This window comes from Arthrobacter terrae (assembly GCF_015708085.1).
GTDB lineage: Bacteria > Actinomycetota > Actinomycetes > Actinomycetales > Micrococcaceae > Arthrobacter_M > Arthrobacter_M terrae.
In genome coordinates this window covers 1-20,783 of sequence record NZ_JADNYM010000035.1, presented here as the reverse complement: position 1 = coordinate 20,783, position 20,783 = coordinate 1, and the positions used below count along the sequence as shown (strand labels likewise).

At 63.2% G+C, this 20,783-nt stretch carries 14 protein-coding genes; 8 read left to right on the top strand and 6 right to left on the bottom strand.

The window, feature by feature from the left end:
- Positions 1 to 33: 33 nt before the first annotated feature.
- A complete protein-coding gene (locus IV500_RS19965) occupies positions 34 to 1,644 on the bottom strand; it encodes a cytochrome ubiquinol oxidase subunit I (RefSeq protein ID WP_196398572.1) in 1,611 nt (536 codons plus the stop codon).
- A 140-nt stretch (positions 1,645 to 1,784) separates the two neighbouring features.
- Here IV500_RS19965 and IV500_RS19960 point away from each other — a divergent pair, with 140 nt between their 5' ends.
- The 3 genes from IV500_RS19960 to IV500_RS19950 are packed head-to-tail and all read left to right on the top strand — an operon-like array spanning position 1,785 to position 4,596.
- Complete coding sequence (locus IV500_RS19960) at positions 1,785 to 2,165, top strand: BlaI/MecI/CopY family transcriptional regulator (protein ID WP_196398571.1); 381 nt, start codon at positions 1,785 to 1,787, stop codon at positions 2,163 to 2,165.
- 30 nt (positions 2,166 to 2,195) lie between these two features.
- The gene (locus IV500_RS19955) at positions 2,196 to 3,146 is read left to right on the top strand and encodes a M56 family metallopeptidase (protein WP_196398570.1); all 951 of its coding nucleotides are present in this window, start codon (positions 2,196 to 2,198) and stop codon (positions 3,144 to 3,146) included.
- Positions 3,147 to 3,180: 34 nt separating this feature from the next.
- On the top strand, positions 3,181 to 4,596 hold the full coding sequence (locus IV500_RS19950; protein WP_196398569.1) for a cryptochrome/photolyase family protein: 1,416 nt from the start codon (positions 3,181 to 3,183) through the stop codon (positions 4,594 to 4,596).
- 39 nt (positions 4,597 to 4,635) lie between these two features.
- Here the strand turns inward: IV500_RS19950 and IV500_RS19945 are convergent, their stop codons facing one another.
- Positions 4,636 to 6,747 (bottom strand): DNA gyrase/topoisomerase IV subunit B, encoded by a 2,112-nt coding sequence (locus tag IV500_RS19945; protein WP_196398568.1) that lies wholly within the window; start codon positions 6,745 to 6,747, stop codon positions 4,636 to 4,638.
- Between the two features lie 262 nt (positions 6,748 to 7,009).
- Between IV500_RS19945 and IV500_RS19940 the strand changes: the two genes are divergently transcribed.
- Complete coding sequence (locus IV500_RS19940) at positions 7,010 to 7,234, top strand: DUF7455 domain-containing protein (RefSeq protein WP_196398567.1); 225 nt, start codon at positions 7,010 to 7,012, stop codon at positions 7,232 to 7,234.
- Positions 7,235 to 7,372: 138 nt separating this feature from the next.
- Here the strand turns inward: IV500_RS19940 and IV500_RS19935 are convergent, their stop codons facing one another.
- From IV500_RS19935 to IV500_RS19920, 4 genes are all read right to left on the bottom strand, one after another.
- The gene (locus tag IV500_RS19935) at positions 7,373 to 8,794 is read right to left on the bottom strand and encodes an RNA polymerase sigma factor (protein ID WP_196398566.1); all 1,422 of its coding nucleotides are present in this window, start codon (positions 8,792 to 8,794) and stop codon (positions 7,373 to 7,375) included.
- A gap of 278 nt (positions 8,795 to 9,072) precedes the next feature.
- Complete coding sequence (locus tag IV500_RS19930) at positions 9,073 to 10,296, bottom strand: DUF4192 domain-containing protein (protein ID WP_196398565.1); 1,224 nt, start codon at positions 10,294 to 10,296, stop codon at positions 9,073 to 9,075.
- A gap of 87 nt (positions 10,297 to 10,383) precedes the next feature.
- A complete protein-coding gene (locus IV500_RS19925; RefSeq protein ID WP_196398590.1) occupies positions 10,384 to 11,781 on the bottom strand; it encodes an MFS transporter in 1,398 nt (465 codons plus the stop codon).
- Between the two features lie 210 nt (positions 11,782 to 11,991).
- Positions 11,992 to 12,918 (bottom strand): proteasome assembly chaperone family protein, encoded by a 927-nt coding sequence (locus IV500_RS19920; protein WP_196398589.1) that lies wholly within the window; start codon positions 12,916 to 12,918, stop codon positions 11,992 to 11,994.
- A 313-nt stretch (positions 12,919 to 13,231) separates the two neighbouring features.
- On the opposite strand from IV500_RS19920, the gene IV500_RS19915 reads away from it, so the two are divergent.
- The 4 genes from IV500_RS19915 to IV500_RS19900 all read left to right on the top strand — a co-directional run bounded on the left by IV500_RS19915 (position 13,232) and on the right by IV500_RS19900 (position 20,770).
- Positions 13,232 to 14,752: a leucyl aminopeptidase gene (locus tag IV500_RS19915; RefSeq protein ID WP_196398564.1), complete on the top strand. Its 1,521-nt coding sequence runs from the start codon at positions 13,232 to 13,234 to the stop codon at positions 14,750 to 14,752.
- A 312-nt stretch (positions 14,753 to 15,064) separates the two neighbouring features.
- On the top strand, positions 15,065 to 16,447 hold the full coding sequence (lpdA, locus tag IV500_RS19910; protein WP_196398563.1) for a dihydrolipoyl dehydrogenase: 1,383 nt from the start codon (positions 15,065 to 15,067) through the stop codon (positions 16,445 to 16,447).
- 131 nt (positions 16,448 to 16,578) lie between these two features.
- Complete coding sequence (sucB, locus tag IV500_RS19905; protein ID WP_196398562.1) at positions 16,579 to 18,489, top strand: 2-oxoglutarate dehydrogenase, E2 component, dihydrolipoamide succinyltransferase; 1,911 nt, start codon at positions 16,579 to 16,581, stop codon at positions 18,487 to 18,489.
- A gap of 127 nt (positions 18,490 to 18,616) precedes the next feature.
- Complete coding sequence (locus tag IV500_RS19900; RefSeq protein ID WP_196398561.1) at positions 18,617 to 20,770, top strand: DUF222 domain-containing protein; 2,154 nt, start codon at positions 18,617 to 18,619, stop codon at positions 20,768 to 20,770.
- The last annotated feature ends 13 nt before the right edge of the window (positions 20,771 to 20,783 follow it).

Below are 20,783 nucleotides of genomic sequence, written 5' to 3'. Positions count from 1 at the left end.
AAGTCGGGTTCGGGCGGTCAGGATGCTGGCGGGTCAGTAGGCAAAGGCAAGGAGGTCATCGGTGTCCCCGGTACCCCCGCCGGACGCGCCGCCGTCGTTGTCGCCGTCGTCGCCCTTCTTGCATTGCGCGCCGTGCGCCAGTTCGGGCATCGCGGCAACAACCCCGCCGCGGACATAACGGAACAACAGTTTCACCTCCACCACCAGCAACACCGCGTACACCGAGCCCAGCGTCACCAACGAGAAGATCAGCTCACCGGCGGAAACTCCCGGCGAGACGGCCGCAGCGGTGAACATGAAGACTGGGTCGATCCCGGTGAACTGCGGATTAGGCGCTACCACGAACGGTTGCCGGCCCATTTCGGTAAAGATCCAGCCCGCAGCATTGGCTCCGAACGGCGCGAGGATGCCGAATACCGCCAGGCGCATCAGCCATTTCGATTCGGGTACGGTGCCCTTGCGCACCAGGACCAGTGCCACCAGCGCGGCCAACGCGGCCAGACCGCCGAAGCCGATCATCATCCGGAACCCCCAGTACGTCACGGCCATCACCGGTACGTATTGGATTTCCTGTCCGGCGCGGTCACCGTAAATGGGGTTATCCGGCAGAGTCTTGCCGTATTTTTGCTGATATTCCGGCACCAGGGTGTTAACGCCCTTGATGTCTGTGGTGAAGTCGTTGTGCGCCAAAAAGGACAGGATTCCCGGAATCTCGATGACGGCGGTGACGTCGCTGCAGTTCTTGCTGCCCGGATCCCCGATGGAGAGGACGGAAAAGCTGGTCCCGTCGTGGCAGGCGGCTTCCGCGGCCGCCATTTTCATGGGCTGCTGTTCAAACATCAGTTTGCCCTGCATGTCCCCGGTAATGGCGGTGCCGGCGAACGCAATCATGGCAACGACGGCGCCGATCCGCAGCGATCGCAGCCAGACGGCGTGGTCGGTTTTGTCCCGGCCGGGAATCGTGGCGGACTCCCCCACAAGGACCCGGCCCTGCTCATCCACGGTATCGATGCCGTCGCGGCGTCGGCGCCAGAGGTGGTACCAGGATATCCCCAGCAGGAAACCCCCCGCAACGGCGACGGCGCCGGTGAGCGTATGCGGGAACGCTACCAGCGCCGTGTTGTTGGTGAACACGGCCCAGGCATCAACCATCCGCGGCCGTCCATTGACCATTTCCACACCGACGGGATGCTGCATCCAGGAATTAGCGACCAGGATGAAGTAGGCGGAGACCACCGAACCCAAAACCGCGGTCCACAGACACGCAAGGTGAATTCGGGCCGGAAGCTTCTTCCAGCCAAAGATCCACAGCCCCAGGAAGGTGGATTCGATGAAGAACGCCAGCAGTGATTCCATCGCCAGCGGTGCGCCGAAAACGTCGCCGACGAAGCGGCTGTATTCGCTCCAGGCCATGCCGAACTGGAACTCCTGCACCAGGCCCGTGGCAACTCCCATGATGAAGTTGATCAGGAAGAGTTTGCCCCAGAATTTCGTCATTCTCAGGTATTCTTCCTTGCCCGTGCGGTGCCACTGGGTCTGCAGCAGCGCCACCAGCAAACCCAGGCCGATGGTGAGCGGAACCATCAGGAAGTGGTAAACGGTCGTGATGCCAAACTGCCATCGTGCGATGTCCAGCGCTTCCATCGTTTACACCTTCAGGTCCGGGTACAGGAGATTTCTACATTACGTAGAAAACCCGATTTCTACCAATTGTAGAAATTTTGGACCGAACCCTGTAGATTTGAGTCAAGACATCTGCATCAAACGACTTTGAAGGATCATGAATGGCCACTTTGGGGGAGCTCGAACGAGCCGTTATGGATTTGCTGTGGGAACACCCGGAAGCGATCACGGCCAACGCCCTGCGGGACCTGCTTTCGCAACGCCCACCTGCCACTGCCGGCGGAACCGACACGAAGGAACTGGCCGTCACCACGGTCCTGACCGTCCTGTCGCGTCTGGAGAAGAAGGGTCTGGTGGAACGTGAGCGGAGCATCCGCCCGCACCGCTACCGTTCCGTCACCAGCCGCGCCGAGCACACCGCCGAGCTGATGCTTGAGGTGCTCGGTTCCGCGCCGGACCGAGAGGCCGTGCTGGCCCGCTTCGTCGGCACCGTCACCGACGGCGAGGCCAGCACACTGCGCAAACTCCTCGGCCTGAGCTAAGCCACGGGCCGCCGTCGACCGCTCTGACCCATGTTCTGGACCTCGTGGTTCCTTGCCGTCTTCGCCGTCATCCTCGCGTGGCCGGTTCCGCTGATACTGGCTCGTGCCCGATGGACCGCCCGCTCCCCCTTCACCGCTATGGTCCTCTGGCAGGCAATAGCCTTGGCCGGCGGGCTGTCAATGATCGGTGCCATGCTGGTTTTCGGCCTGGTACCTCTGGGCGGGAACCTCATCTCCGGGCTGAAAAGTCTGCTGGGCATCATGTTGGGGAGATCCTCGGGCGCACAGCTGGAGTTCTGGCACGCCTTCGCGCTCAGCGCAGCAGCGCTCCTCTTTGCCCACCTGGTGTTTACCCTGCTGCTCACGTCTGCACGGATCCGCAAACAGCGCCGCCGGCACCGGGAAATGCTGGAGCTGCTCAGCTCACCAGCCACCGGACGGCCGGGAACCGTGGTCATTAACCATGATGTGCCAGTAGCGTACTGCCTGCCGGGCGGCTCCCGGTCCATCACCGTCCTGTCCGACGGGCTGATGAATCTGCTGGAACCGGACGAACTGCGGGCGGTACTGATTCACGAAAACGCGCACCTCACCCAACACCACCACCTGCTGCTCTGGGCCTTTGCCGGTTGGCGATCGGCCCTGCCATGGCTGCCGACCTCCCGCTTGGCTCAACGCTCCGTCAATGCCCTGATTGAAATGCTGGCCGACGACGTAGCGCTGCGCACGGTGGACCGGGCCACCTTGATCAAGGCGATCGCCTTAGTGGCAAGCGGTCCGGCCAGGCTCCCGGCAAGCGAACTGGTCGACGGCGGCGGGGACCGCATCGATACGCCGGAAACTACGTCGGCACGGCTGGGCCGGCTGCTCAACCCGGCGCCTGCCCTGCCCGGTCCGGTCCGGACTCTGGTACTGGCCGGCTCTGTACTGCTCTTGGCAGTGCCCACTGCCCTGCTGACGGTACCGGGACTGCTGGGCTAGCAGTAGCGGGGCAAACCTGGGCTAGATTGATGGCATGGCAAATTCCGTCGTGTGGCTCCGGGACGATCTTCGGTTGGCCGACAACCCCGCCTTGACCGCAGCTGCCCGGCACGGCGGTCAGATTGCAGTTCTCTACGTTCTCGACGAAGAATCCGAGGGGATTCGTCCTTTGGGCAGCGCGTCCAAATGGTGGCTCCATCATTCCCTGGAATCTCTGGCGACGCAGTTGGCAGCTATCGGAGGCACGCTGATCCTGCGGCGTGGCTGCGCCAGGCAAGCCGTCCTGGACGTCGTTGCAGAGGCGGAAGCGGACGCCGTATTCTGGAACCGGCGCTATGGTCTGGCGGAGCGGCGGGTCGACGCCGCTCTGAAGGAGGAGCTGGCGGATGCGAATATCGACGCCGAGAGCTTCCAGGCCAACCTCCTCTACGAACCGTGGACCATCAGAACAGGCGCAGGCGGGCCCTACAAAGTTTTCACCCCGTTTTGGCGCGCTTGCAACGACGCGGGAGAACCACGCGCACCGCTGTCAGCCCCGGAACAGATCCGCAGCCCCCAAGCTGCCTCGGAGGCCCTCGGCAGCTGGCAGCTCCTCCCCACTAACCCGGATTGGTCCCCGGGGCTGGGCTCGGAATGGACCCCCGGGGAGGACGGTGCCAACAATCGGCTGGCGGAATTCTTTGATCGCCAGGCCCGCGAATATGCCACGGACAGGGACTTTCCTGCCATTGAGGCCACGAGCCGGCTTTCGCCGCATCTTCGTTTCGGAGAAATCAGCCCGTTCCAAATCCGGCACGCACTGCGCTCACTTCCGGCCGCTGCAGACAAGGACCTGCAGGTCTTCCGCAGCGAACTCGGCTGGCGCGAATTCTGCTGGCACCTGCTCTATTTCAATCCTGACCTGGCGACTACCAATTACCGCCCGATGTTTGACCGATTTGCGTGGGATTCCCCCTCGACAGCGGGCACTGCGGCCGAAATCAAAGCCTGGCGCCGCGGCCGAACCGGTTATCCGCTCGTTGATGCCGGAATGCGCCAGCTCTGGCAGACCGGCTGGATGCACAACCGGATCCGGATGGTCACCGCCTCATTTCTGGTGAAGAATCTCCTAATCGACTGGCGGATCGGTGAACAATGGTTTTGGGACACCCTGGTGGATGCGGATGCAGCGAACAATCCAGCGAACTGGCAATGGGTTGCTGGTTCCGGCGCTGATGCTTCGCCGTACTTTCGCATCTTCAATCCCGTGACGCAGAGCCGCAAGTTTGATCCGGACGGACTCTACCTCCGTCGCTATGTGCCGGAGCTCGCCTCACTTGGAGCGCGGTCAATCCACGAACCGTGGAAGACCCCGGACGATGCCGGGTCCTATCCGGCTCCGCTGGTGGAGCTCGGCGCCTCACGGGAGCGTGCCTTGGACGCCTATGCCGCGCTGAAGGAGGGCCGCTAAGCGCCGACCACAGCCGCTGGGCGCCGGTCGATCGGTGGCTCAGGCGTCGATCTGCTCCCGGTCAAGGGACGCGCTGCCGGCGATAATGAAGTCCTTACGGGGTGCAACATCAGAACCCATGAGGAGTTCGAAGGTCTTCTCCGCCATTTCCGCGTTTTCGGCGGTGACCCTGCGAAGCGTCCGGTGCCGAGGATCCATCGTGGTCTCCGCAAGCTGGCCGGCGTCCATCTCCCCCAGGCCCTTGTAACGCTGAATCGGCTCCTTGTACCGTCTCCCGGCCTTTTCCAGTGATGCGAGCAGCGTGTGCAGCTCCTGCTCGGAATAGGTGTAAATCATCTCGTTCGCTTTGGCGCCGTGGTTGATCACTTCCACACGATGCAGCGGGGGAACGGCCGCAAAAACGCGCCCGGCATCGATCATCGGCCGCATATACCGGAAGAACAGGGTCAGCAGCAGCGTGCGGATATGGGCGCCGTCGACGTCGGCATCCGTCATTAGAATCACTTTGCCGTAACGCGCGGCGTCAGGCACAAAGCTGCGTCCGGATCCGGCACCGACGACCTGAATCAGGGCAGCACACTCGGCGTTGGAGAGCATGTCCCCGACGGAGGCCTTCTGCACGTTGAGGATCTTCCCACGGATGGGGAGAAGCGCCTGGAAATCCGACGAGCGCGCGAGCTTGGCCGTGCCCAGTGCGCTGTCACCTTCGACGATGAACAGCTCACTGCGGGCAGTGTCGTTCGTACGGCAGTCCGCGAGTTTGGCCGGAAGCGAGGACGTTTCCAGCGCATTTTTGCGCCGCTGCGTTTCTTTATGCACTCGGGCGGAGATCCGGGACTTCATCTCGGAAACCACTTTTTCCAGCAGTTGCGCGGACTGTGCCTTCTCGTTGCGCTGTGATGAGTTGAGCTTGGCAGTCAGCTCCCGCTCCACCACCTTGGCTACGATGGTTCGCGCGGCCGGGGTGCCAAGGATTTCCTTGGTCTGGCCCTCAAACTGCGGCTCTGCCAGGCGCACCGTCAACACGGCCGTAAGGCCGGCCTGCACGTCGTCCTTTTCGATCTTGTCGGTCCCGGCCTTGAGCTTGCGGGAGTTGGCTTCGATGACCTTGCGGAACGTTTTGAGCAGCGCCTGTTCAAAGCCTTCCTGATGCCGGCCGCCCTTAGGGGTGGAAATGATATTGACGTAGCTGCGCACTGCAGTGTCGTAGCCGATCCCCCACCGCAGCGCGACGTCCACTTCGCAGTCGCGTTCCACTTCGGTGCTCTTCAGATGTCCGTTCGCATCCAGGACAGGAACGGTTTCCTTGAAGGTGCTGGTGCCATGGATTCGCCAGATATCGGTTACGGCGGGGTCCACTGCCAGATAATCAACAAATTCGGACAGTCCACCGTCGTGCTGGAAGACCTCTTCATGGACTTCCAATTCGCCGGGCGTTCCCGGCAACCGCCGCTCATCACGGATGGAAATACGCAGCCCCGGCACCAAAAAAGACGTCTGCCGGGCACGATCGGCGAGCTCCGAATAGGAAAATTTCGCGTCCGGCGTGAAAATCTGCCGGTCCGCCCAATACCGGATTCGGGTGCCGGTAACACCGCGCTTAGTGCTTCCAACTACGTCCAGGCTCGAATTTTCGATGAAGGGCTCAAACGACGCTGTCGGGCTCAGACTGCGTCCGGTGTCCTTGAAGTGTCCAGGTTCGCCGCGTCGGAAGCACATCTGATAAGTTTTTCCGCCACGGTCCACCTGCACATCAAGACGAGCCGAGAGCGCATTGACCACGCTGGCCCCAACACCGTGAAGTCCGCCCGACGCGGTATAGGAACCGCCACCAAATTTTCCGCCGGCATGGAGCTTAGTCAATACGACTTCGACGCCGGTCAGACCAGTCTTGGGCTCCAGATCAACAGGAATTCCGCGGCCGTCGTCATGGATTTCCACCGAATTGTCGGGGTGCAGGATCACCTTGATGCTCTGCCCATGACCAGCCAAAGCCTCGTCGACGGAGTTGTCGATGATTTCCCAGAGACAGTGCATCAGTCCGCGGGAGTCGGTGGATCCGATGTACATCCCCGGCCTTTTCCGAACAGCTTCCAGCCCCTCCAGCACAGAGAGGTGACGGGCGTTGTACTCGGAACTCGGTGGGGCCACGTTCGGCAAACTCCTTTATGCGGTGCTGGTGCAGGGGTCCACATGGGAAGCGGGCCATTGTCTAGGATATCGCCCGCGCGGGCACAGCCGGTGCAGACGAGCCGCGCGTGCCGGGTGCATCGGTATTTCACTGCCGACAGTCGCCATACCGGTCCTCGGAATCTGGTCACGGCTACGCGGTCAGCGAAAGTTAACCCAACCGGACGTCCGACGGCTACGAATAGTGATTGGATGTATGTACAGATCTACTAAGGAGGCCATCATGACAACAGCTGTTGCCAGCCGCGAGTTGAACGCCCTGGACCGCTGCGACCGCTGCGGAGCTCAAGCATATGTCCGCGTTGTGCTGGAATCCTCCGGCGGTGAACTGCTCTTCTGCGGGCACCACGCCCGGAGCGTCGAGCCCACATTGAAGCCGCTTTCCTCGCAATGGCAGGATGAGACGGCCCGCCTCCACCAGAAGGACCCCGTCCTGGTTGACGACTGACCGGGTTGTCGACTGACAGGGTCGATGATTGGGTCGATAGCTGATTGCTTTTCGGATAAATAACAGACAGGAAGGGCCCCTCCATTGGAGGGGCCCTTCCTGTCTGTCTTTACTTAACCTGTCTTTACCTGACCTGTCTCAGTCCAGGTAGTCCCGCAGCACCTGAGAACGTGAGGGATGCCGCAGTTTGGACATCGTCTTGGATTCAATCTGTCGGATACGCTCACGCGTCACTCCATAGACCTTGCCGATTTCGTCTAAAGTCTTCGGCTGCCCGTCCGTCAAGCCGAACCGCATGGCCACAACGCCCGCCTCACGCTCGGAGAGCGTGTCCAACACCGAGTGCAGTTGCTCCTGCAGCAGGGTAAAGCTGACGGCGTCGGCCGGAACCACTGCTTCGGAGTCTTCGATCAGGTCACCGAACTCGGAGTCCCCGTCCTCGCCCAACGGAGTATGCAAAGAGATAGGCTCGCGGCCGTACTTCTGAACCTCTACGACCTTCTCCGGCGTCATATCCAATTCAATGGCCAGCTCTTCCGGAGTAGGCTCGCGGCCCAGATCCTGCAGCATCTGCCGCTGAACACGGGCCAGCTTATTGATGACCTCCACCATGTGCACCGGGATGCGGATGGTACGGGCCTGATCGGCCATGGCGCGCGTAATGGCCTGACGGATCCACCAGGTGGCGTAGGTGGAGAATTTGAAGCCCTTGGTGTAATCGAACTTCTCCACCGCACGAATCAGACCCAGGTTCCCTTCCTGGATGAGGTCCAGGAACAGCATTCCGCGGCCGGTGTAACGCTTGGCCAGTGAAACAACCAGCCGAAGGTTGGCTTCGAGCAGGTGGTTCTTGGCCCGCTTACCGTCATGAATGACCCACTGAAGCTCGCGCTTGAGTTTGTCGTCGATCTTGCCCTTGTCGGCCGCAAGGTCGGCGGCAAGCTTCTCCTCGGCAAAAAGACCGGCCTCGATCCGCAAGGCGAGGTCAACTTCCTGCTCAGCATTCAGCAGCGCGACCTTGCCGATTTGTTTGAGGTAATCCTTTACCGGGTCCGCTGTGGCACCGGCAGACATGACCTGCTGAACGGGCGCGTCGTCGTCGTCGGCATCGGAGTAGACGAAACCGCGCCCCGTCTTCTCGGGCACAATCTCGACGGTCTCAGTGTTTGTATTGGTCCGCGACTCGTCATCGTCAACGGTCCCTGCGTCCTCGGTTTCGTGATCCTGAGATCCCTTCGAGGCCCTTCCACGGGTGGCCTTGGCAGGGGCGCCGGCAGGCTTAGCCTGGCGTCCGCGGGCCTTAGGAGCGGCGGCCTCACCATCAGAGGAGACCGCTTTCCGGGCGGCAATGGTGGCCGCACGCTTCTGCGCAGGCGTCAGTGTGGCGGAGGCATCGGGGGCATCTGGCGCAGCAGCGGATTTAACAGCCTTGCCGACGGCGGCAGCCGTACGGGAGGAACCGGTTTTCGCTGCAGGAGCCTTCTTCGGGCCAGCTGCAAGGGGTGCCGAGGCATCAACCTCGGAAGTAACAGAGTCATTGCTCTTAGCAGTGTCAGACACAGAAAACCTTTCTTGCGGCGGTCTGTGGAGTCACCTACGGGCAACACCACTATGACCCTGTCAAGTCCGCGATGTTGTACACACACCATCGCAACCTGCAGAGTCACTAGGTACAACTACCAGCAAGCCGACATTGTTCCCGTCGGTGTGCGGAGTTTCCCCGGCAACTGCACGTAGCAAACGCGATGGAGGTGAATCACGGACCCAACCGGGTCGCAGCTTCCAGTCTCTCACGATAATTCGCTGCAGACGATATCCGTCCCCGCTCTTGTCGGAATCTAGGCCGGCTTGCGCCAGGAGGTGCGCCGGTTCCGGGCCCAGTTGCAGATGGAGCCACGGCTGATCAGTTCCTCCAGCAGTACCGCCAGCGGGTAGCCGCCAAACTCCCGCAGCGCCAGCTGAAGGTATGCGTCCGCGCTGGAACCGCGTCCCCGGCACCATTGCGTCCAGGCCAACATGGTCAATACGGCCGCCCGCGGTCCGGCGGTACCGGCCCGGGACAAATAGGTCAGCAGCTCGTCCATAACATCGAGCTTCTGCCAATCCGGATCGCTCGCACCCTCACCCACGAGGATTGACCCGAAGTCCTGGACCGCCAAATCCTGCCCCCGGTCATCCTGCAATTGGCTAAAGCTTCGCCGCAGGGCATCCTGCTCGCTCCGGTTGGGGTCCCAGGGCGCCGGCCGCGTCACTGCGTGCTCCGAATCAATGAGCAAGCGGCAGGCCAGGGCTCCTCCGAACGCAAGCCGGGCACTGACACTGGCCAGGACCAGTACCGAGTCGCGGATGGTCACGCTTTGCAACGATGCCAGCAGGTATCCAGCGCTGGACGCGGTGGGCGGTTCCGGCCACCGCAGAATTGCCAGCTCCCAGGCCTGGAGCACTGCCTTGAACTGCGCCTGCTCCCGCTGCCGGCCGGCCAGCAGTGCATCGTGTTTGTGCACCTCCCGCTGCACGGCCACGACATCAACATCCGCAGGGGTCACCACCGCGGCACCAGCCCTGTCCACGGGATCCACCAGTGCGCTGCCACGAAAAACCAATTCCGCGTTCAAAGCGCTGTTGGTGATGTCTTCCAACGGACGCCCCGGCCAGCCGCAACACCCTGCGTCCCCGCAAAGGTAGTTGCGCCAATGCTCGGGTCCCACGTACCACTTATCCCGCACCGGCATACCCGCCTGTGCCAGAGAACGGCCCAGCGTTCTGATCATTTCCCGGTACGGAGTACGTCCTTTCAGCTGCCAGTCAGTTTGTCCAAAAACTGCCACCAGCACACCGTCGGCGGCTTCGTCCGCACCGAGCGTGGAGCAGATGTAATCGGCGAAGTCGCGCAGGCCACCGCCGCCGGGCCGGGGAAGATCCACGCGTAGGGTCGCGCCGACGCTCCCGCCGTCCAGGGTGAGGCAGACCAGGCTGTTGGTGGGCCAGTAGCCCACCGCATGCGCAATGTAGCTGAGAATATCTTCGCCGGTCCTGACGGAAAGACGCTGTTCTGTAGTCATGGTGCAACTGTCCGTCCCTCGCGGCTGCGCGCCCAGAGGTCAACTGCTGATTGTGCACCGAACGCCGGTGTAAGGGCCTGTGCAGGGCTAGTCTGTGGACTTTCCCTCGTCGCTGCCGGACGAACCGTCCCTGCCGCGGGAACCGCGCAGCTCCGCACGGTACTGCCGTCGTCGTCGTCGGTTGTCCGAAAGCACAGCGCGCAACGGGGGCAATCGAACGCCCTCCAGCGCCATCTGCTTACGCACCGCCCGCCGGCATGAAACTACTCCGCACGCTCCAACCGCCAGGACAATGAACTGCACGGAAAAGGCGATCCGGAAGGAATCGAGCGAATACAGGTCCCCGCCGGAGAACCCGCTGTTATTGAGCAGATCCAGCACCAATCCCACAATGTACATGGTGAGCAAGGAGGCGCAGAAACCGCCAATATTGACGATGCCGGTGGCCGTGCCCATCCGATGCGAAGGGTTATAGGTCCGGGCGAAATCGAAGCCAATCATCGAGGCCGGGCCGCCCAATGCCAGCACCAGCACCAGCACCAGCAGCAGCCACAATGGGGACCTTCCCGGATAAAGCAGCGTGGCGAGCCATACGACGGCGATAGCCGCCGCGATCAACAGCACCATGGTGGAGCGCCGCAGCGGATGCCTGCCGACCCAGCCGCCCAACAGCGGTCCGCAAATAATGCCGACAACGACGAACAAACTCATCAGCAACGTCACCACGGCCGGGTCAACCCCCTGCGCGGACGCCAGAAAGGGGTAGCCCCAAGTCAGGATGAAAACCGTGCCGGAGAACTGGGTGGTGAAGTGGCTCCACATGCCCAACCTGGTGCCGGGCTGTTTCCAGGCTTTGCTAACAGCCGTTGCTGTTTCCCGCAGGCCCTGCGCCATCCTGGCATCCGGCTCGCCCGCGGGCTGGTTGCGCAACAGTGCAGCTGCCAGCACGAAGGCCAGCAGCGACAGCCCGGCAACGCCCAGGAAGGCCGGGCTCCAACCGAAAGCGTGCAGGACCAGGGCAAAGGGGATCACGCTGATCAGCTGACCCAACTGTCCCAGCTGGCCGGTCAGCTGGGTCAATATCGGCACCCGGGAGGCGGGAAACCAAGCCGGAAGCAGCCGCAGAACGGCAATGAACGTCATCGCATCTCCGGCGCCTACCAGCACCCGGCCCACGATGCCGGCCGGGACGGAAGTGGCGGCAGCCAACTGGACCTGGCCCAGACACATCAACACTGCGCCGGAGGCGATCATCAGCCGAGGGCCGAAGCGGTCAACCAGCACCCCGACAGGTATCTGCAGTCCCGCGTAAACCAAAAGCTGCAGCACGGTGAAGGCAGACAGCGCCGACGCCGTGGCCTCGAAGCGGGCAGTTGCCTCCAGTCCCGCGACGCCAAAGGAGGTCCGTGCCGTAATGGCGATCAGATAGGCGAAAACTCCAACGCCCCAGACAAACCATGCACGCCCGTGCCCACGGCTGGACAAAGCGCCGCGCCCCGATGTTGCACCCGTTGACTGTCCAGGTCCGGTTCCACTCCCGCTGGTTTTCACACAACCATCTTAGGTGCGGGCCGCGTCCTGTATTTTCGCCAGGGTGGTTACCGGCCCACGCCAATCTGAGGAGCCGCCGAAACGCCCGAGGCAGGAGCGGCAGCGGCACCCGCAGCAGCTGACGGCGCGTTTAGGCAGCGGCCTTCAGGAGCCGCCGCCGTCGTTCTCCCGATCCTGACTGGCCAGATAGGCCTCCACAGCAGCCCCCAAAGCATCCGCGTCCGGCAGTTCATCGTTCTCGCCCGCCAGCAGCGACCGGCGCGCCGTTCCCTGGGCCCGGCTATCGAACTGGCTCTCCAGATTATGCACCACGGCCTGGACCTCTGCGGAGCCCTGCGTCTGCTCCGCAATCTGCCGCTCCACGTCACGACCTGCTTCCCGGAGACGCTCGCTGGGCAGCATCAGCGATGCCACCGCGCCCAAGTGCTCCAATCCGGCGACGGCGGCCGGCGGGTACTCGGCGTCGGCCAGGTAATGCGGAACGTGGATCGCGTAGCCGGCCACGTTCCGACCGGCCTCCTGCAGCCGGAATTCCAGCAGATGACCGACGGCGGAGGGAAGGTCCACGGTGGCCTGCCAGGTCGAGATTCCCTCAATCAGCTCAGGCCTGTTGCCGTGCACGGTCACGCCGATCGGGCGCGTGTGCGGAACGGGCATCGGGATGGAGTGCACCCACGCCACCAAATTAACGTCGAAGCGTTTGACGAGCTTCAGCACGGCACCGGTGAACCGCTCCCATTGCAGATCCGGTTCATTACCGGTCAGGAACAAAAAGGGCTGATTGAGCGCGTCCTTCATTCGGTACAACGCCAGCCGTGGCTGCTGGTAATCGGTCAGACGGTCCTGGGCGAAGGTAATCCGCGGCCGTCGGGAGCGATAATCAATGAGCTGATCGATGTCGAAAAATGCCACCGGCTCGCAATCCAATTGCCCGAGCAATTCGGTGGTGATCTGCGAGACGACGTGACCGGCGTCGGAAAAACCGGAAAAACCCATGAGCATATTCAGTCCGCGCAGATCCTCCTGCTGTAACAGCGCGTCGTTGAGGGCATACAGCCCGGACGGCTCCATAAACGGTGTGTACTCGATGTCTTTCACTTTCTTCCTCCACGAACCAAGGGCCCGGCGTTCTCGTCCGCCGCTGGGCGGACATCTTCAGTACCGTTATCAGCTCAGTACCGCTGTCATGTACTAGAACGCCTTAGCTACCCGGAAACATTCCGGCCTCTACAGCACGGGGGCGGAGCCAGCCATTCCGACCCTAGTTCATCGTAGCTTCGACCGTCCGCTTGCCGTCCGCTTGCCGTCCGCGCGCATCATCAGACTACGATCGTATTCAGAGCCGCAAACGGTACCTACCCACAACCAGCGAGGATCAGTATTCGTGTTCAAAAATCATGAAGTAACTTTCCGTGCCATAGCCAAAGACCTCAAAAAGGATAATTCGCAGGCACTGGTGGTCGGCGTTGGGCAGGGCGCCGACGGACCCGTTCTTTTAGACAACCCGCTGCCCGTCAAGGCCGCAAACGCGTTGGCAGCGTCACTTCAGGTTCTGGGCGTTACGGGCGCCGCCGATGAGGTTCGTCGCTTGCCCGGCATCCCTGAGCTCGGTGCCCAGGTGCTGGTGCTCACCGGCGTCGGAAAGCTCACCGATAACCAGACCAGCGAAGAGGCGCTGCGCCGCGCTGCCGGGTCTGCGGTCCGGCAGCTCGCCGGCGTGAGTTCCGTCGCCGTCGCCCTTCCGACGACAACGGTAGGCCAGGCTGCCGCCGTCGCTGAGGGTGCCGCCCTCGGAGCCTATTCCTACACCGGTCACCGCGCTGCTGACGCCGCGAAGACTGACGTCGGAACCGTCACCATCTTCACTCCGGCAGCGGAGGACCCCGCGCTGGCACCGGCGTTGGAACGGGCCTCCATCATCGCCAAGGCCGTAAACGCCACCCGCTCGCTGGTCAACGAGCCTCCGAGCCATCTCTACCCGGAGACGTTCGCGGAAGCGGCCAAGGACCTGGCCAAGGGGCTGCCCGTCAAGGTTACCGTGATGGATGAAAAGCGGCTGGAACGCGAAGGCTTCGGCGGGATCCTGGGCGTTGGCCAGGGGTCCTCGCGCCCGCCGCGGATGGTCAAGGTGGAATACGCACCAACGCGGGCCAAGGTCAAGCTGGCATTTGTGGGTAAGGGCATAACCTTCGACAGCGGTGGAATTTCCCTCAAGCCCGCGGGCAGCATGATGACCATGAAATGCGATATGGCAGGTGCGGCCGCGGTGTTCAACGCGCTGCTCGCCGTCGCTGAGCTGGGCCTGCCTGTCAAGCTGACGGCTTGGCTGTGCCTTGCCGAGAACATGCCCTCCGCAACGGCCATCCGTCCCTCGGATGTACTGACCATGTTCAGCGGCAAGACCGTCGAAGTACTGAACACCGACGCCGAAGGACGCCTGGTGATGGCCGACGGTCTCGCCGCAGCCTCAGCGGAATACCCTGATGCCATTCTGGATGTCGCTACCCTGACCGGCGCACAGGTGGTCGCCTTGGGGAACCGGGTTTCCGCCGTGATGGGCGACGACGGCGTCAGCGCCGCGGTAAAAGCCGCCGCGGACCGCGCCGGAGAGCTTTTCTGGCCGATGCCTATGCCGGAGGAACTGCGTCCGTCACTGGATTCACCGGTTGCGGATCTGGCCAACATCGGCGAGAAAATGGGCGGCATGATGACAGCCGCAGTATTCCTCAATGAGTTTGTCGGCAAGGCCAAGGACGGCTCAACGATTCCGTGGGCACACTTGGACATTGCCGGGCCCGCCTTCAATGAAGGGTCTCCCTTCGGCTACACGCCCAAACAGGCCACCGGCATCGCCGTGCGCACACTGGTCGCGTATGTGGAGGATGTGCTGGTCCGGACCGTCTGATCCGACGCCTGCTCCTACCCCTGCTACGGCCGGCAGCACTATAGCCGCCGGCCGTGGCAGGTCGCTCACAGTGGACCGTGAAACTCGACACAACCGGCCAAAACACCTTCATCTGCAGACCTCGCAGGTGGAGCATGGTAGCTGTGAACGATAAGGTAAAGGCTGAAAGCCCTGCCTGCTGGATTTATTGCTGCACAGGAATCCGGCGCTGCAGGTACGTAATACGAAATTATCGAGCACGAGCAGTGAACAAGGTAGTGACAACAAGACGCGCGACTACGCGCGCCAACCGATACGCGAGGGAGCGTCTAAGTGGCCGATCAGGCAGCTGCGCAAGAATTTGACATCCTGGTTCTCGGAGCTGGGAGCGGCGGCTATGCCGCGGCCCTCCGTGCCGTCCAGCTGGGCTTCACTGTTGGACTTGTCGAGAAAGGCAAGCTGGGCGGAACCTGCCTGCACAACGGTTGTATCCCCACTAAGGCGCTGCTGCACTCAGCGGAACTCGCTGATCACGCCCGCGACGCTGCCAAGTACGGCGTCAACGTCACGCTTGATTCCATTGATATGTCCGCCGTGAATGCCTACAAGGACGGCATCGTTGCCGGTAAGTTCAAGGGCCTCTCCGGCCTGATCAAGGGCAAGGGCATCACCGTCATCGAAGGCGAGGGCAAGCTCACCGCCGAGAACGCCGTCACGGTGAACGGAACCGCCTACACCGGTAAGAACATCATTCTGGCCACCGGTTCCTACTCCCGCAGCCTGCCGGGACTGGAAATCGGAGGTAAGGTCATCACCTCTGACACCGCCCTGACCATGGACTATCTGCCCAAGAGCGTCATCGTGCTTGGCGGTGGCGTCATCGGCGTTGAATTTGCGTCCGTCTGGAAGTCCTTCGGCGTTGACGTCACCATCATCGAGGGCCTGCCATCGCTGGTCCCCAATGAAGACGCTGCGATCATCAAGGTGCTCGAACGCACCTTCAAGAAGCGCGGCATCAAGTTCAGCACCGGCACGTTCTTCCAGGGCGTGGAGCAGAACGACGACGGCGTCAAGGTGACCCTCGTCGACGGCAAGACGTTCGAGGCGGACCTGATGCTCGTCGCCGTTGGCCGCGGACCGTCCACCGCCAACCTGGGCTACGAAGAAGCGGGCATCACGATGGACCGCGGCTTCGTCATCACCAACGAACGCCTGCACACCGGCGTCGGCAACATCTATGCCGTCGGCGACATTGTCCCCGGCGTGCAGCTGGCGCACCGCGGTTTCCAGCAGGGCATCTTCGTTGCCGAGGAAATCGCCGGTAAGAACCCGGTGGTCGTCGAGGACATCAATGTCCCCAAGGTCACCTACTGCGATCCGGAAATTGCGTCGGTGGGCCTGAGCGAAAAGGCCGCCAAGGCCAAGTTCGGCGATGACCAGGTCGAAAGCGTCGAGTACAACCTTGCCGGCAACGGCAAGAGCTCAATTCTCGGTACCGGCGGCCTTGTGAAGTTTGTCCGCGAAAAGGACGGCCCCGTCGTCGGCGTTCACATGATTGGTTCACGCATGGGCGAGCAGATCGGGGAGGCCCAGCTGATTGTCAATTGGGAAGCCTACCCCGAAGACGTCGCGCAGCTGCTCCACGCGCACCCCACGCAGAACGAGGCCCTGGGCGAGGCCGCCATGGCCTTGGCCGGCCATCCGCTGCACGGTTAGTAACACTTGCTTAGTGCACCCGGTGTTTAGCACCGGGTGCACTAGGCTCTAAGCAGTATTCCATGCGGTATTTCAGGCGTAGAAATACCGCTATCAATTCGCATTGCAGATAAAAGGAGAACGGGGACGAAATGTCTGAATCCGTGAACTTACCCGCCCTTGGTGAGAGCGTCACCGAAGGTACCGTCACTCGCTGGCTCAAGCAGGTTGGCGACCGGGTAGAGGTAGACGAGCCCCTGCTCGAAGTCTCGACCGACAAGGTTGACACCGAGATCCCTTCTCCGATCGCGGGTGTGATCGAGGAAATTCTTGTTGCCGAGGACGAGACCGCCGAGGTTGGGGCCCCGCTGGTGCGCATCGGCAGCGGTGACTCCGAAGCGGCCGAAGAGCCCGCGTCTGCTGCAGCCCCGGACGCTGCGTCTGCCCCCGAAGCAGCGAAGACCGCTGCCCCCGAAGCGCAGGTTACCCCAGCCGAGACGGCAGCGCCGTCCACGGACGCGCCCGTCGGTTCGGATTCCTCCGCCGGACAGGGCGCACCTGCCGGTGGCCCGGCTCCTTCCGATAATGGACCTTCGTCCAATGGCGGCGAGACGCACGACGTCACTCTGCCGGCCTTGGGCGAGAGCGTGACCGAGGGAACCGTGACCCGCTGGCTCAAGGCGGTCGGCGATTCCGTTGAGGTCGATGAGCCCCTTCTTGAGGTCTCCACTGACAAAGTTGACACCGAGATTCCCTCCCCCGTAGCAGGAACGCTGCAGGAAATCCGCGTCAACGAGGATGAGACCGCCGAAGTCGGTTCTGTGCTCGCTGTCATCGGATCCGGCGCGGCTCCTGCGTCCGAACCGGCACCGGAGGCCAAGCCTGCTGCAGAGGCCAAACCGGCTGCAGAGGCCAAGCCTGCACAAACCCAGACCGAACCTGTCGACACCTCCAGCCCCGAAACCGGTGCCGGCAACGAGGCTCCCGCACCGGAAGCTGAGGTTCCCTCCGCTGCACCGTCCGCACCTCCGGCCTCGGCCCCGACGGTTTCCACTGCCAAGGATTCGGCAGCTAAGGCTACGGCTGCTTCGGCACCCTCCGACGGCGGCGAAGCCGGGTACGTCACTCCGCTGGTCCGCAAACTGGCCAACCAGCAGGGCGTCGATCTCGCATCTGTCACCGGTACCGGCGTCGGCGGTCGTATCCGCAAGCAGGACGTCGTCGCTGCTGCCGAGGCGAAAGCCGCGCCCGCACCGAGCGCTGCACCGGCGGCGGCGCCCTCTGCCCCGGCCGCTGCTTCGTCTGCTGCGTCGGCGGCTGCAGGTGCTCAGGCTTCCTCGCTGCGCGGCACGGTCCAGAAGGCCCCGCGGATCCGTCAGGTCATCGCCCGGCGGATGCGCGAATCTCTGGAGACATCTACTCAGCTGACGCAGGTGCACGAGGTCGACATGACCAAGATCGCCAAACTGCGAACGGCGGCAAAGGGGACCTTCCAGGCGCAGAACGGCGTCAAGCTCACGTTCCTGCCGTTCATCGCCAAGGCTGTCGCAGAGGCGCTGAAGCAGCACCCAAAGGTCAATGCTGCGTATGACGAGGACAAGCAGGAAATCACCTACCACAACGCTGAGCACCTGGCGATCGCTGTGGACACGGACAAGGGCCTCTTGGTTCCCGTCATCGCCGATGCCGGCAACCTCAATTTGGCCGGGTTGGCAGCCAAGATTGCCGACGTTGCATCCCGGACCCGTAACAACAAGATTGGTCCGGACGAGCTCTCCGGCGGAACGTTCAGCATTACCAACATCGGTTCTGTGGGCGCGCTGTTCGACACACCAATCATCAACCAGCCGCAGGTCGGTATTCTCGGAACCGGCGCCATCGTCAAGCGGCCAGTTGTCATGACAGGGCCTGACGGCGACGACACGATCGCCATCCGTTCCATGATGTACCTGTCATTGACGTATGACCACCGTTTGGTCGATGGTGCCGATGCGGGACGTTTCCTGCAGACGTTGCGGGCACGCTTGGAAGAAGGGAACTTCGAGTCGGAACTGGGCCTGTAATTCCCAGCTAGCTACTGCCAATGGGCGCTCCTCCGTTCCGGAAGAGCGCCCATCGTATTTTAAGCTACCCGAACCTTTGTTCTAGTCGGCTCTATAAAGAATTAGATTATTAGGATATAATTTGGGTATGGGAACCGGTCAGGGTTTTGAGGCGCTTCTTGAGGAATTTCTCAAGGCTCCCGACCATGCCCGGCCGGTGGGGCGTGGGCGGAATGCGGGACGTGCCCGGCAGGCGGGGCGCGGCCCGGCTGCGGGGCGCCGTCCGGCTGCGGAAGACGTGGCGACTCCCGGTGGCCGTCCGGCTGCGGAAGACGTGGCGGCTCCCGGTGGGGGGCCGACTGCGGATGACGCGGGGGAGCCCGGTGGCCGTCCGGCTGCGGAAGACGTGGCGGCTCCCGGTGGCCGTCCGGCTGCGGAAGACGTGGCGGCTCCCGGTGGCCGTCCGGCTGCGGAAGACGTGGCGGCTCCCGGTGGCCGTCCGGCTGCGGAAGACGTGGCGACTCCCGGTGGCCGTCCGGCTGCGGAAGACGTGGCGGCTCCCGGTGGGGGGCCGGCTGCGGATGACGCGGGGGAGCCAGGTGGCGGGCGCAGGGTTGCGCTGGTCAGGCGGCGTGGGCAGCTGCAAAAACGCAGGTCCGGGCACGGTCGTGGTGGTGCGGTGGTGCTGGATCTGGTGTGGGGTCCGGTGAAGGACGTGGTGGAGAGGGGCCTGTGGCATGGCCAGGCCCGGTCCCGGACGTTGTTGGCTGCGGTGGTGTGTGAGGAGGCCCCGGCGGTCCTGGACCCGGTCGCGGTGGCTACGGCCCTGGCGGTACTGGACCCCGCCGGTGGGGGTGCTGATGACTTCCTTGACTACGCCGGTGCTGCCGGGAAACTGATTTGTTGGGCCCAGGCCGTTCAGGCCCGGGCGGTAGCGGCGTTCGCGACGGTTCGTCCGCCGCTGCCGGAGGAAACGCCCCGGAGTTCCACCGTCCCGGCGAGGTCCGAATGGATTTCCGAACGCTCCAAACATGCCGCCGCGGAAGTTGGTGCTGTCCTGCATATGAGCTCCTTCGCCGCGCAGCGGCTGATGGACCAAAGTGAATACCTCACCCGACTGCTCCCGGCCACGCTGGCCCTGCAGGAACAGGGGATCCTGGATAAGGCGCGGGTACAGGCGGTTTTTACCGGCCTCGCCACCACTCCCGCGCATCTGTGGCCGCAGGTTGATGCCGTGATCGCCGGGATCGCGCCGTCGCTGGAACCCAGGGCGTTGGAACGCCGTGCCCGGGCCACGGCCGAGAAACTTGACCCCGAACCCCTCACGGCCCGCCACGAACGTGCCCGGACCGCCCGGGATGTCTGGTTCACCCCGCAAGCGGACCCAATGGCGGACATCGGTGCGCACCTTTCCGCCGTGGACGCCCGGCGGCTCTACGAAACCATCGATGCCTGGGCCCACCGTGCGCAACAAGAAGGCGGACCCTCCACCGCGTCCACGCCCGGCGGGAAACCCTCCCGCGCCATCAACGAATACCGCGCCGACGTCTTCACCGACGTCTTCGACCTCAACACCAACCCCAACACCGGGAACCCCGACACCGACACCGACACCGGGAACCCCGACGACACCGGCACGGGCGGGACCAACGCGGGCGACGGGACCGGCACCGGAGGGACCAGCGCGGGCGACGGGACCGGCACCGGCGGGGCCAACGCTGCGGCTTGGCTTGGCGGGACCGGCACCGGCGGGGCCGGTGGTGCCGGGGTGCGGCGTCGGCGGTGGGCTCCGGCGCAGATCGCCGTGACCGTACCCGTCCTGACCCTGCTGGGCGTGGACGACAAACCCGCGGTCCTCAACGGCTACGGACCCATCCCCCTCGAAACCGCCCGGTTACTGGCCGGGACAGCAACCTCCTGGCTCAGGATCCTCACCGACCCGGAAACCGGGACCATCCTCTCCATCGGACGCCGCCAACACGACCCGCCCGCAGACCTCAAACGCTGGATCATCACCCGGGACCAAACCTGCCGCGGCATCGGCTGCGACAAACCCGCCAGAGACTGCGAGATCGACCACACCATCCCCTACAACAGGCAAACCTACGCCCCCGACGGCACACCCCTACCCCTGGGCGAAACCAGCGACACCAACCTCGGCCCATTCTGCACAACAGACCACCACCTCAAAGACAACCCCGGCACCGGCTGGACCGTCACCCAACCCAGCCCCGGCACCTTCATCCACACCTCACCCACCGGCCGGACCTACACCAAAAACCCCCAACCCCCACCCTTCTAAGACCAACCCGTGC